Raw genomic sequence first — 12,675 nt, forward strand, 5'->3', positions numbered from 1 at the left:
ACGTACACGCAGCATCAACCGGGCGTAAGAACACCTGTTCAATTCGGCTTCTCAAAGTGCGAATCCCCGCGGTGGAGCGTACCCTAGAGAGGTGAGCAATTCGAAGTTCAGCACCCCCAGCAAGATTTACATTGCCCGCCTTTTGGGCCTCGACGTTTTTGACCCCTTCGGTGACCGCCTCGGCCGTCTCCGAGACGTCGTCGTGCTCAAACGCGGCCTTGGCGCGTCCATTGCGGGCGCCCGCCCCGCCAAGGGCACCGAACCTATTGTTGTCGGCATCATCGTTGAGGTGCTCGGCAAGAAACGCGTATTCATGCCCATGACCCGTGTGCGAAGTATCGACGCTTCACAGATCATTTCAACCGGCCTGGTGAACCTGCGCCGCTTCGAACAGCGCAACTCTGAGACTCTCATCGTGGGTGAGCTCTTTGACCGCCGCGTGCGCCTGCTCGACGGCAGCGGCGACGCCGTCATTGAGGACGTCGCCATTGAGCAGCGCCGCAACGGCGACTGGGGCGTGACCGAGCTGTTCGTTTCCCGCGTCAGCTCCGCCTCCAGCACGTGGCGCCGCCGCTCCAAGGAGACCCTCATCGTCGACTGGGACGAGGCGGTGCTCTCCACCGACGTGGAACCGCAGGCGGCAACCGCGTTCGTGGCGAACCACGAGAACTCCAAGCCCGCCGACCTTGCGGATGCTATCCACGAGATGAGCGATAAGCGCATGGTCGAAATCGCAGCCGAACTGCAGGATGAACGCCTCGCGGACGTTCTGCAGGAGCTGCCCGCCGAGGACCAGGTGCAGATTCTGTCGCACCTGGACGACGAGCGCGCCGCGCAGGTCCTCGAAGAGATGGAACCGGACGACGCCGCCGACCTGCTCATCGAACTGGACGACACCCAGCGTGAAAAGCTGCTCGAGCTCATGGAACCCGACGAAGCAGACGACGTGCGTCGACTGCTCGAATACGACGAGGGTACCGCCGGTTCGCTCATGAACCCGGTGCCGATTATTCTCTCCCCCGAGGCGACCGTCGCGGAGGCGCTCGCGCACATCCGCGCCGAGGAGATCCCTCCGGCGATGGCGGCTGCCGTCATGGTGACCCGCCCGCCCCTGGAAACGCCGACCGGCAAGTACCTGGGCCTGGTGCACATGCAGAAACTGCTGCGTGTGCCGCCGAGCGAGCCGATTGGTCACATCCTCGATACCGATACTGAGCCTGTCTCTGACCAGGCAAGTTTGGAAGAGCTGGCACGCGTGCTGGCGACCTATGACCTGACCATCGTTCCCATTGTGAACGAATCGCACCGCCTAGTAGGCGCAGTGACCATCGACGACGTGCTCGATGCGCTCCTGCCCGAAGACTGGCGCACTTACGATGATGGAACTCCCGTACGAAAGGTAGGACGACGCTTTGCCTGAATCGAACCGCCGCGACGCAAACCGTACCGAAGAGAACCCCCGCATCGATAAGGCGCGCATCCTCAAGGACCGCCTGGAGAAGAAGTACGCTGAACGCAACCGCGAGCGCGGCGACTCCCGCCCGCAGCGTAGCGACTCTCAGCTGAGCACCCCCGGCACCCGCAAGCCGAAGCTGTTCGCAAGCCCCAACCCGGACGCTTTCGGCCGCATGACCGAGGGTTTCGCACGCTACATGGGTACCCCGCAGTTTTTGATGTGGATGACCATTTTCTGTGGTGTGTGGCTTGCCTGGAACTCCCTGGCACCGGAGGAGATGCAGTTTGACCCGCGTAGCCTGAACTTCACCCTGCTGACCCTGATGCTGTCCCTGCAGGCTTCTTACGCTGCTCCCCTGCTACTGTTGGCGCAGAACCGTCAGGATGACCGCGACCGCGTGGTGGCATCCGAGGACCGTAAGCGTGACCAGCAGAACCTGGAGGAGACCCAGTACCTGACCCGCGAGATTGCTTCGCTGCGTATTGCTCTGCGTGAGGTCGCGACCCGTGACTTCGTCCGTAGCGAGCTGCGTGACATTCTTGAGGAACTGCAGAACATTGCGCAGGAGCAGGAGCGTCACGCCGAGCAGTTGCAAGACATCAGTGAGGACATTGAGGACCTGGAGGAGGCTATCGACGATATCGATATCTCCGAGGGCGAGGAAAAGGACGCTGAGGAGCAGGGCGCTGAGGGCAAGAGCTCTGAGGGCACCGAGAACGGTACCGAGAAGTCTTCTGACAAGGCTGAACGCTCTGCGAAGGACTCCCCACAGGATTCCCACCGAGGCGATTTGAGCCAGCCTCAGAGCCGCGAATCCCAGCAGGCACAGCAGCAGGCAGAGCGCACCCGTGAGGGAGGCGCCCGTGACCGCTAATTCGCCCCTGCAGGATGCGCTCTACGCGGCACTCGCCCGCGTCGAGGATCCTGAACTGCGCCGCCCCATTACGGAGCTGGGCATGGTGGAGACTGCGCTCGTGCATCCTGAACTGGATGAGCGCGGTGAGCCGATTCCCTGCCGCCACTGGGCTGAGGTCACGGTGCTACTCACCATTGAGGGTTGCCCGCTGAAGAACACCATCGAGCAGCAGGTTCGTGACGCCGCCGCCACCGTTGAGGGTATTGAGCGTGTGCAGCTGCAGGTGGGTGCGATGAACCCGCAGCAGCGTTCTGCCCTGCGTTCGATGCTCAAGCCGGAGCGTTCCAACCCGTTTACCGCGCCCGGTTCGCTGACCCGCGTGTTCGGTGTGGTGTCCGGTAAGGGTGGCGTGGGTAAGTCCTCCATGACCGCGAATCTTGCCGCCGCGTTCGCTTCGCGCGGGCTTGCGGTGGGCATTATTGACGCGGATGTGCACGGCTTCTCCATTCCGGGTCTGCTGGGTATTACCGACGCCCCGACCCGCCTGGATGACCTGATTCTTCCGCCGACCGTGGACGTTCCCACCCCCGCCCAGCGTTGGGGTGAGCAGAAGGTCAGCGGCGGCTTTATTCGCGTGATTTCTATCGGCATGTTCCTCAAGGGCAACGAGCCGGTGGCGTGGCGCGGCCCCATGTTGCACCGTGCCCTGGAGCAGTTCATCATGGACGTTCACTTCGGCGCCCTGGACGTGCTGCTGCTCGATTTGCCGCCCGGCACCGGCGATATTGCCATCTCCATGGCTCAGCTGTTGCCGAATGCGGAGCTGGTGCTCATTTCCACCCCGCAGCACGCCGCGGTGGATGTGGCGGAACGTGCCGGCACCCTGAGCTTGCAGACCGGTCAGAAGGTCGTGGGCGTGGTGGAGAACATGGCTGCCATGACCCTGCCGGACGGTACCGTGCTCGACATGTTCGGTTCTGGCGGCGGTCAGGTGCTCGCTGAGCGTCTTTCGGAGGCGCTCTCCTACCCGGTACCGCTGCTCGGTTCCGTCCCGCTGGATGTGAACCTGCGTACCGGCGGCGACGAGGGCATGCCCGTCGTCTGGGGCCACCCGAGCTCCCCCACCGCCGAAGAGATTCAGTCCATCGCCTCACAGCTGTTGCAGTCGGGCGAGTCGCGGGCGGGTCAGAGCCTGCCGCTCTTCGTTTAGAGATCTAGCCGTCTAGAGATGTAGCCGTCTAGGCCCAAGCGTCTAGAAGCTGACGGCCAAAAGCTGATACAGAAAGAACCCCGCACCATCACGGTGCGGGGTTCTTTCATTTCAAAATCTTAGGTGGCGTCCACGTCGAAGGGGGCGTATGCGCCTCGCGGAAGAGCACGGCTCTCCGACTTTTCCTTCTCCTTCAGCAATGCCTCTTCACGTTCCTTCGCCTCACGCTCACGCTCGGCGTCATCCTCAGCGAACGCCTGCTTCACAATCACGCGCGGATCGTACTGGCGGGGGTCGTACTGGCGCCAGTTAATATCTTCCAGACCCGTCTCGCCCAGGGCTTCCTTGAAGTCATCCTTCGCGTCGAACGCCATGCGGCGCACTGTCTTGACGAATTCACGGATCTGTCGGGCGTATTCGGGCATGCGTTCGGGGCCAATCACCACAAACGTGATGATGGCCAAAATAATCAACTCGGTGCCACTAATACCAAACACAGAATATAGATTATCAGTTCCGAGCCAGCACCGCCGAACCCGCGGCGCTTTCTGGACGTGTCTTTAAGCTCTGGACAAGCAGAAGGCGTACGCTACCGCGCTACGGAGGGGCATTGCGCCCACGGCTAAGAACGCAAAAGACCGCCGGCAGCGCACCGGCGGTCTCAAACATCCGTTGAATAGATTCAGCGGTTTACGGCGGATAATCTCCACCGCCGGGTAGCTGCTTCCAATGCCACAGCCAGCCAACCCAGCCCCACTGCGCACACGCACCCGCCACCAGCAACGCCCAACGATACGCCCGCGAACGGCTCGCCGCCGCCGCCACAATCACCAGCGGAAACAACGGCAACAACAGGCGGAACGTCGACGACTGCGGATTCAAAAACAGAATCAAATACGCAAAATAGCTCAGGCACCACAGGTTCAGCGGAGCCGCCAAAACCCTACGCGCCAGAGGGCTCAAACACAGGGCAATAAAGCCCAAAATCAGCAGGGCCAGCAGCACCGGAGCCGCATACCCAAAGTACAGGTACCCTTGCGAAAGCCACGGCTGAATCGGCGCCAAATGGGTACCGCGCCACGCCGTCTCCGTGGCGGTGTACGCATCCACACGGCCCGTAGCCCACCACGCAATCGCAGGCCACACCAGCGCACACGCACACACCACCAAGGCGCTCACCAGCTGCCCCAGATGGCGCACAAACGCCGCGCCAATACCGGACTGGCGGCTCGAACGCACCCAGCACGCAAACCACCACAAGCCAGCAGCCGCACCCAGGGGCACACCCACCGGGCGGGACAGGCATGCCAACGCCGCCACAGGAACCAGCAGACCGTAGCGTCCCTGCACCAGGCACAACAGCGCACCGGCAATGAACACCAGGTTCAGCGACTCCGCATACGGCACCTGAAGCACCGGCGCCACCGGCAAGAACGACACCAATGCCACAGCCCACATAGACAGGGCAGAAGGCGACTCCTCACTTGTGAAACCTGTCGCCTTCAACGACGCCTCAAACAGCAGGTAAATCACCCACGCCGCCGCAAAACCAGCAAGCAGAGCAACCGTCGCCGCCACCGGGTAGTACCCGATGCCCGTCGCATGGCTAATAGCACCGGAAAGCTGCGGGAAAATCGGGTAAAAAGCCCACTGATTCTGCTGAACCACACCCGCCGCATTCACCGGCAGCTCACTCGGGTAACCCTGTACCGCAATCTGCTCATACCAGCCGGCATCCCAGATGCTAATGAACGACAGGTAGTCCAGGTGCTGACCCCACGGGCTGCGCAGCTGCTGCTGGCCGACCACGGCAAACACGATGAAACCCCACACGCGGGACAGACCGTAAATCAGCAGTACCGACAGCCACGCGGGCAGGGCACACAGACGCTCCCCCACCCGGTGCAGGCGCTCACCGGCGGCGGTGTACGCCCAGGTCAGAAGCTCATCAAAAGACTCGCTCCGTTCCTCGCCGGAGGCGGGGGTGGCGGCACCCTGCGCGGGAGAATACGCGGGGGAAGCACTATTACGTTCAGGCGAAACACTCACGGGCGTTAGTTCCCCTCAGCCTGCGGGCTCTTCCGCTTCTCCACAAAGTCATGCGCGCTCAAGGTGCTCTCCGCATCATCAGACAGGGGAACCGCACCGCGGCGAACCGGCTCAGCGGCAACCGCGTTAGCATCAGCAGATTCTGCGGTCGAAGCAGCAGACTCAGCGGCGGGTGCGTTCTCGTGTGTCTTGTCCTCTTCGGGTGCACCGACGAGAGGAGCGATAAAGCCGAAATCCTCCACACGGTCAAAGGTGCCCAGACCGTCACGGCCCACACCGCTGAAGAACGCGGCACCAGGCACGGCACGCTCACCACCGAGCGCCACAACGGAGAGCACCGCAATGCCCGAAATCAGCAGGGCAAGCAGAATCAGAAGAAAGTTCATGTCAATCTCATATCATGCAGGACCGTCAACCCCTGACGGTCACCTAAATTCAAATAGTAGCGCCAGCACCGGCAGAATCAGCACCAACAGAGTTAGCGCCGCGACTAGTCCTCGTCACGGTCGCTGAGCAGCCAGGCACGCAAATCCGCGTGGCAGCGGGTCAGCTGGCTAAAGCTCACGTGCTCGTTATCGGTGTGAGCCAGCAGGGCGTCACCGGGGCCGAAGTTCACCGCGGGAATACCGATCTCGCTCAGGCGCGCCACGTCCGTCCACCCGTACTTCGGCTGAGGCTCCTGCCCCACCGCCTCAATCAGGGAAGCCGCCAGCGGGGTGTCCAGGCCGGGGCGTGCCGCCGGGGAAAGATCCACAAAGTCCAGCTCATAACCGGCGAAGACCTCACGCACGTGGGCGACCGCCTCATCCAGTGTCTTGTCCGGGGCGAACCGGTAGTTCACGTGCATTGCCGCCGCGTCAGGAATCACGTTACCGGCAACGCCGCCAGAAATCTGCACCGCGTTCAGGCCCTCACGATAGTCCAGGCCCTCCACCGCGATAGTCTTCGGTTCGTAGGAGGCGAGCGCCGCCAACGCCGGTGCCAGTGCGTGAATTGCGTTCTCGCCGCGCCATGCACGTCCCGAGTGGGCGGCAAGGCCGCGGGTGCGCACGAAGAAACGCATGGTGCCGTTGCAGCCGCCCTCAATGGTGCCGTTGGTCGGTTCAAGCAGCACACCGAAGTCTGCGTCAGTGATGAGCTCGCCGTGGTTGCGGATTAGACGCGCCAGGCCGGAGAGTTCGCTGGCGACCTCTTCGTTGTCGTAGAAGATGTAGGTCAGGTTGTAGTCGGTGTCCTGCGCGGTCAGTTCGGCGGCAAGCTTCAGCTGAACCGCCACGCCGCCCTTCATGTCGGTGGCGCCGCGGCCGTAGAGCACGTACCCGTCCTCTTCTTCACGCACCGTGGACGGCACGGTACCCAGCGAGCCCTCAACGGTGGGCAGGGGCACGGTGTCCAGGTGACCGGCAAGAATAATGCGGGTGCGTTCCCCCTCAACGCCGGGTAGCGGCGGGAACTCGGTGCGGGCGATAATGGCGTCCCCGTCACGGGTCAGGTGCAGGTGCGGGCAGAACGACAGCGCCATGTGCACGGCGTCAGCAATTGGCTGCTCATTGCCGGAAACCGACTCGTAATCCAGCAGGGCACGCGTCAGCTCGGGCATGGACACGTCCAAGTTCAGGGGCGGCTGCGGTACAGGGTGACGCTCAGAAATATTCGGGGAAACGCTCATCCTTCCACCTTACAGGTTCCCCGGTACACACACCCGCGCCCACAACGCCCATATCGAGCATATGAGACGGTCTTGAAGGGGCTCTCACCCCCAAAACTATAATGGGAGGCATGTCTGAAAACACTCCCCGTTACGCCTCCGGCGTCGCACTGGTCAATGTTGTTGTCTCTGGCGAGCACGCCGGCACCGTCCTGGATGCCTGGTTCCCCGCTCCCTCCCTCACCCAGACCCCCGACCTGTCCATCGCGGACGAGCTGGAGGAACTGGCCGCCGAGCACCCGGCGCGCAATGCCCGCACCGAGGTGCGTACCGCATCCATCAACCTGGATGAGGCACCCGAAGACGCGGTCGACGCGTACCTGCGTCTGCACCTGCTCTCCCACACTCTGGTTCGCCCCAACGAGCTGAACCTGGACGGCCTGTTCGGCACCCTGGCGAATGTTGCGTGGACCAACCACGGCCCGGTGCTTGCCGCCGAGTTCCAGAAGCTGGCGATTGGTCTGCGCAAGCTGGGCCACCTGAACGTGAGCCACATTGATAAGTTCCCGCGCCTGGTGGATTACGTGGTTCCCGCCGGCGTGCGCATTGGTGACGGTGATCGCCTGCGCCTGGGTGCGCACCTGGCGTCCGGCACGACCGTGATGCACGAGGGCTTCGTGAACTTCAACGCCGGTACCCTGGGCACCTCCATGGTTGAGGGTCGTATTTCTCAGGGCGTTGTGGTGGGCGACGGCTCGGATGTGGGTGGCGGCGCCTCCACGATGGGTACCCTCTCCGGTGGCGGCACTCAGCGCGTGTCCATTGGTGAGCGTTCTCTGCTGGGTGCGGAGTCCGGTATCGGTATTGCCCTGGGTGATGACTGCGTGGTTGAGGCTGGCCTGTACGTGACCGCCGGTTCGCGCGTGAGTGTTCTGCTACCCGGTCAGGAGGCGCGCGTGGTGAAGGCTGCGGAGCTGTCCGGCGTGTCGAACCTGCTGTTCCGCCGCAATTCGATCAGCGGCGCGATTGAGGTTCTGCCGCGTGCAAAGAACACCGTGGAGCTGAACGAGGCGCTGCACCTGAACTAGTCTGTGCACTAGTGCTGGTTGTCTTTGCAATCTTTTGGGGTCGGGATGTGTGAAGCATCCCGGCCCCTTTTCTGTGCCCTGTGTTCCTTCTTCTGCCGCTTTCACAGGCTGGGCGCGAATCCGTGGCGGCTACGATGACCGTTTTCAGGGCGGGCGGCTCGGGCTTTCGCTAGGCTGGTAGTACCGGGTACAGCGCACCCGCCATGACTGACCGCTTATACAGTTCAGAGAGGAATTCAGATGCCCGAATCGACTAAGTCAGAGTCGACGATGAGCGAAACCTACCGGCACTTTACGCGTCTCTTCCCCTACCCGCACGAGCGTATTCCAATGGGCGCTTCGGCTGCTGATGCCATGGCTCGTTACGATGAGCTGTCTAAGCTGGGGCGCGCGCAGGGGTTCGTCCCTTTCTTCCTGAACCTGAACGATACGGTGCTTGAAAGCATGGTTATCGCGGTGTCCCTTGAGCACGACATCATTGACGATGTTGAGACGCTAACCCCCGAGCAGGTGAGCGCCTACACTCGTGCCATCCTGCAGCGTTACCGTACCGCCCGGGGCGGCGCCTCCGCCGAAGAGTACGGCAGCGCAGTCATTGCCCAGCAGCTGCGCAAGGTTACCGGTGACGGCGAAGATACTCACGAGGACGCCCCTGACGAGTTCGACCTCAACAAGCTTGTTGACGAGTTTATGAGCTCCGATTTTCTGCCCGATGAGGAGCCCGAAGATGACGCCCCGACTCTTTCCGCTCTGCTCTGCTACGAGCTTGCGGATGAGGAGGAGAAAGGCGAGATGCTCCTGCTGCAGATTCCGACCGATGACCCCGCCGATATTCCCGCGTACCTGCCCTTTGGCGGCTGGAATGACTGCCCGGACGCTGAAACGCAGCTGGCGTTCACCCACTATTGGCGTGAAAAGTACGGTGCCATCCCGGCGGCTCTTGACGGTGCTGACTGCCTAGAATTTCTGGTGGAACGCCCCGTCACCGACCCGGTCGAGGCGAAGAATCTGGCGGTCGAGCAATTCGCATTTTGTTCCGATCTTCCGTTCCAGGTGTTTGAAGATATTGAGCAGCTGACGGAGTTTATTCACCAGAGCCGCCAGTGGTATTTCTGGTGGGATTAGAAGTCGGATCAGAAATCAGCTGATACGCGGATTCAGGCGCTGGGCAAAAGCGAGTGGCGACACACCTCAATAACGCCTCCCACGTGCTCACACCAGAGTGCACAAGCGCACAGTGTCCGAAGGTACTTACACCTCGTGCACAGCTGTACCATTAGATACAGCTCAACAGCTTTTGTCCCCCATCCGGAGCACTTTTTCCGGATATATAAAGCCCGAAAGGACATCATGAAGGTACTCGTTACCGGCGGCGCCGGCTACATCGGCTCCCACACTGTACTTGAACTGCTCAAGGCAGGCCACGACGTCGTCGTCATGGATAACCTCGCGAACTCTTCCGAGGAGTCCCTCAAGCGCGTCGCTGAACTCGCTGGCCGCGCCCCCGAGTTCCACAAGGTTGATCTGCTCGACCTCGAAGGTATGAAGGCTCTCTTCAAGCAGGTTCGCCCCGACGCTGTGATTCACTTTGCGGGCCTGAAGGCTGTGGGCGAGTCCGCTGAGAAGCCGCTGTGGTACTACCAGACCAACGTGGCTGGCACCCTGAACCTGCTGTACGCAATGGACGAGGCTGACTGCCACTCCATCGTGTTCTCCTCCTCCGCTACCGTGTACGGTGAGCCCGAGTCCATGCCTCTGATCGAGAAGATGAACATGGATGCGCAGTCCTGCTACGGCCGCACCAAGGAGCACATTGAGGACATGCTGGTTGACCTGGCTGCTTCCGATCCCAAGTGGAACATTGCTCTGCTGCGTTACTTCAACCCCGTTGGTGCGCACGAGTCCGGCCGTATCGGTGAGGACCCGGCGGGTATCCCGAACAACCTGGTGCCCTTCATCGCGCAGGTTGCTGTGGGTCGCCGCGAGCACCTGAACGTCTTCGGTAACGACTACCCGACCGTTGACGGTACCGGCGTGCGCGACTACATCCACGTGGTTGACCTGGCTGACGGCCACCTGAAGGCGCTGAACTACATTACTGAGCACGGCGGCCTGCACACCTGGAACCTGGGTACCGGTAACGGCTACTCGGTTCTGCAGGTTCTGCACGCGTTCGAGGAGGCGTGCGGTAAGGAGCTGCCGTACAAGATTGTGGATCGTCGCCCCGGTGACGTTGCGGTCTCTTACGCTGATCCTTCCTCTGCTCTGGCGGATCTGGGTTGGAGCGCTAGCCGCGACATTAAGACCATGGTTCGCGACCACTGGAACTGGCAGAAGAACAACCCCAACGGTTACGAAGCCTAAGCTGTTTTAGCCCCTTGTGAGGGGTGTTGAAAAGTGCCCGATAGGTGTTTATCTCACCTATCGGGCACTTTTTTTGCACTTTTTTCGAAATTTTTACCAAGTCGTGACTACCTCCCCAAAGGCGTTTGACACCTCGTGAGTGCGTAGAGAAAGGGAAGAATATATTCCCTAGTCAGAGCCTTTTGTGAAGATGGGGTGTTTTTTACCCATATTTTTACGTCAAAAATACTATAACTATGCATTCATGCTTAAAAATTCACATTGCTTACCCAGTAAAGTGAATATTTTGCAGACAGGAAACCGTCTGAGGCGTAAGCTGAAAACTCAGCATACAGACAACCCGCATCATAGACGCACCTCACGTGAAAGGGTTCAAAATGTCCGCACAGGCAGCTCCCGAAGCGCAGAAAAACCTCATCGAAATCGCCAACGTCAACAAGTACTACGGCACCAACCACGTTCTGAAGAACATCAATCTTTCCGTGGGAAAAGGTGAGGTCGTCGTCCTCCTCGGCCCCTCCGGTTCCGGCAAATCCACCCTCTGCCGAACCATCAACCGCCTCGAAACTATCACCAGCGGATCCATCACCATTGACGGACAAGAACTACCCGAAGAAGGCCGCGCACTCGCCAAGCTCCGCGCCGAAGTCGGCATGGTTTTCCAGTCCTACAACCTCTTCGCGCACAAGAACATCCTCGATAACGTAACCCTTGGGCCCCGCCGAATCCGCAAAATGTCCAAGTCAGAGGCAGAAGCAGAAGCCATGAACCTGCTCGCGAAGGTCGGTGTGGATTCCCAGGTGCACAAGATGCCCGCAGAGCTTTCCGGCGGTCAGCAGCAGCGCGTCGCCATCGCCCGTGCACTCGCCATGAAGCCCAAGGTCATGCTCTTCGACGAACCCACCAGCGCGCTCGACCCCGAAATGGTCAACGAGGTGCTCGACACCATGGTCTCCCTCGCGAGGGAAGGCATGACCATGATCGTGGTGACCCACGAGATGGGTTTTGCCCGCAAGGCGGCAGACCGCATCGTCTTCCTTGCCGACGGCGAGATCATCGAAGAGGCGCACCCGGACGAGTTCTTCACCAACCCGAAGAGCGAGCGCGCCAAGGACTTCCTCTCCAAGATCATCAACCACTAAAGCAGAGGGACCGACATGCAAAAATATTCACGTAGGCTCGCGGCACTCGCCGCAGCAGCATCCCTCGCTCTGACCGGCGTCCTCGCCGGATGCTCCAGCGCAGACAGCGACCACAAGATCCGCATCGGCATCAAAGTAGACCAGCCCGGCCTCGGTTACCAGGACGGCAACACCTACACCGGCTTCGACGTGGAGGTGGCACGCTACGTCGCCGGTAAGCTCGGCTACTCCGAAGAGCAGATTGAGTTCGTCGAATCCCCCGCCGCTAACCGCGAAAACATGCTCAACACCGGTCAGGTAGACATGATTTTTGCGACCTACTCCATCTCTGAAAGCCGCAAGAAGACCGTGGACTTCGCCGGCCCCTACTACACGGCTGGTCAGGACCTGCTCGTGCGTGCCGATAACACCGATATTCACGGCCCGGACGACCTCAACGGCAAGAACCTCTGCTCCGTCACCGGCTCCACCAGCGCCCAGAAGGTGCAGGACAAGTTCGCCAAGAACGTGAACCTGGTCAAGCAGAACAGCTACTCCGACTGCGTGGTCGCCCTCAACGGCGGCGTGGTGGACGCCGTCACCACCGACGACATTACCCTCGCCGGTCTGGCAGCCACCAAAGCGAACAAGGGCAAGCTGAAAGTGGTCGGCTCCCCCTTCACGACCGAACGCTACGGCGTGGGTCTGCCCAAGGGCACTGACAAGTGCGAAGCCGTGAACAACGCCATCAACGAGATGGTTGCCGACGGTACCTGGGAGAAGCTCATCACCAAGTACACCGAAGGCACCGGCTACCACTACAACACCGAAACCAACCCGCCGCACCTGGGCACCTCCTGCGCCTAGGCCTCTAGAGAGGTTC

General features: G+C 61.0%; 12 protein-coding genes. 8 read left to right on the forward strand and 4 right to left on the reverse strand.

What is annotated here, in order from left to right:
- Positions 1 to 91: 91 nt before the first annotated feature.
- The 3 genes from HMPREF2682_RS03875 to HMPREF2682_RS03885 are packed head-to-tail and all read left to right on the forward strand — an operon-like array spanning position 92 to position 3,522.
- Entirely contained in the window at positions 92 to 1,420 is a 1,329-nt protein-coding gene (locus HMPREF2682_RS03875) for a magnesium transporter MgtE N-terminal domain-containing protein (RefSeq protein WP_070831617.1), read from the forward strand.
- Entirely contained in the window at positions 1,413 to 2,330 is a 918-nt protein-coding gene (locus tag HMPREF2682_RS03880) for a DUF1003 domain-containing protein (RefSeq protein WP_070831619.1), read from the forward strand. Before HMPREF2682_RS03875 ends, HMPREF2682_RS03880 begins: the two co-directional genes overlap by 8 nt.
- A complete protein-coding gene (locus HMPREF2682_RS03885) occupies positions 2,320 to 3,522 on the forward strand; it encodes a P-loop NTPase (RefSeq protein ID WP_070831624.1) in 1,203 nt (400 codons plus the stop codon). The genes HMPREF2682_RS03880 and HMPREF2682_RS03885 overlap by 11 nt, the downstream gene beginning before the upstream one ends.
- A 119-nt stretch (positions 3,523 to 3,641) precedes the next feature.
- Here the strand turns inward: HMPREF2682_RS03885 and HMPREF2682_RS03890 are convergent, their stop codons facing one another.
- The 4 genes from HMPREF2682_RS03890 to dapE all read right to left on the reverse strand — a co-directional run bounded on the left by HMPREF2682_RS03890 (position 3,642) and on the right by dapE (position 7,240).
- Positions 3,642 to 4,019, reverse strand: coding sequence for a twin-arginine translocase TatA/TatE family subunit (locus HMPREF2682_RS03890; RefSeq protein WP_005505243.1), 378 nt, complete (start codon positions 4,017 to 4,019; stop codon positions 3,642 to 3,644).
- A 193-nt stretch (positions 4,020 to 4,212) separates the two neighbouring features.
- The gene (locus tag HMPREF2682_RS03895; RefSeq protein WP_070831627.1) at positions 4,213 to 5,571 is read right to left on the reverse strand and encodes a hypothetical protein; all 1,359 of its coding nucleotides are present in this window, start codon (positions 5,569 to 5,571) and stop codon (positions 4,213 to 4,215) included.
- Between the two features lie 5 nt (positions 5,572 to 5,576).
- The gene (locus HMPREF2682_RS03900) at positions 5,577 to 5,957 is read right to left on the reverse strand and encodes a taurine ABC transporter substrate-binding protein (protein ID WP_070629889.1); all 381 of its coding nucleotides are present in this window, start codon (positions 5,955 to 5,957) and stop codon (positions 5,577 to 5,579) included.
- Positions 5,958 to 6,061: 104 nt separating this feature from the next.
- Positions 6,062 to 7,240 (reverse strand): succinyl-diaminopimelate desuccinylase, encoded by a 1,179-nt coding sequence (gene dapE, locus HMPREF2682_RS03905; protein ID WP_049354221.1) that lies wholly within the window; start codon positions 7,238 to 7,240, stop codon positions 6,062 to 6,064.
- Between the two features lie 101 nt (positions 7,241 to 7,341).
- Between dapE and dapD the strand changes: the two genes are divergently transcribed.
- From dapD to HMPREF2682_RS03930, 5 genes are all read left to right on the forward strand, one after another.
- Positions 7,342 to 8,307: a 2,3,4,5-tetrahydropyridine-2,6-dicarboxylate N-succinyltransferase gene (dapD, locus tag HMPREF2682_RS03910; RefSeq protein ID WP_049346897.1), complete on the forward strand. Its 966-nt coding sequence runs from the start codon at positions 7,342 to 7,344 to the stop codon at positions 8,305 to 8,307.
- A 240-nt stretch (positions 8,308 to 8,547) separates the two neighbouring features.
- Positions 8,548 to 9,432 (forward strand): DUF4253 domain-containing protein, encoded by an 885-nt coding sequence (locus HMPREF2682_RS03915; protein ID WP_070831630.1) that lies wholly within the window; start codon positions 8,548 to 8,550, stop codon positions 9,430 to 9,432.
- A gap of 225 nt (positions 9,433 to 9,657) precedes the next feature.
- Entirely contained in the window at positions 9,658 to 10,671 is a 1,014-nt protein-coding gene (gene galE, locus HMPREF2682_RS03920; protein ID WP_005508490.1) for a UDP-glucose 4-epimerase GalE, read from the forward strand.
- Between the two features lie 377 nt (positions 10,672 to 11,048).
- Positions 11,049 to 11,813 carry an amino acid ABC transporter ATP-binding protein gene (locus HMPREF2682_RS03925; RefSeq protein WP_049337287.1) on the forward strand — a complete coding sequence of 255 codons (765 nt, stop codon included), beginning with the start codon at positions 11,049 to 11,051 and terminating at the stop codon, positions 11,811 to 11,813.
- A gap of 15 nt (positions 11,814 to 11,828) precedes the next feature.
- Entirely contained in the window at positions 11,829 to 12,659 is an 831-nt protein-coding gene (locus HMPREF2682_RS03930; protein ID WP_049337285.1) for a glutamate ABC transporter substrate-binding protein, read from the forward strand.
- Positions 12,660 to 12,675 lie beyond the last annotated feature (16 nt).

The sequence above is a fragment of the Rothia sp. HMSC061D12 genome, from assembly GCF_001836735.1.
Taxonomy (GTDB): Bacteria; Actinomycetota; Actinomycetes; order Actinomycetales; family Micrococcaceae; genus Rothia.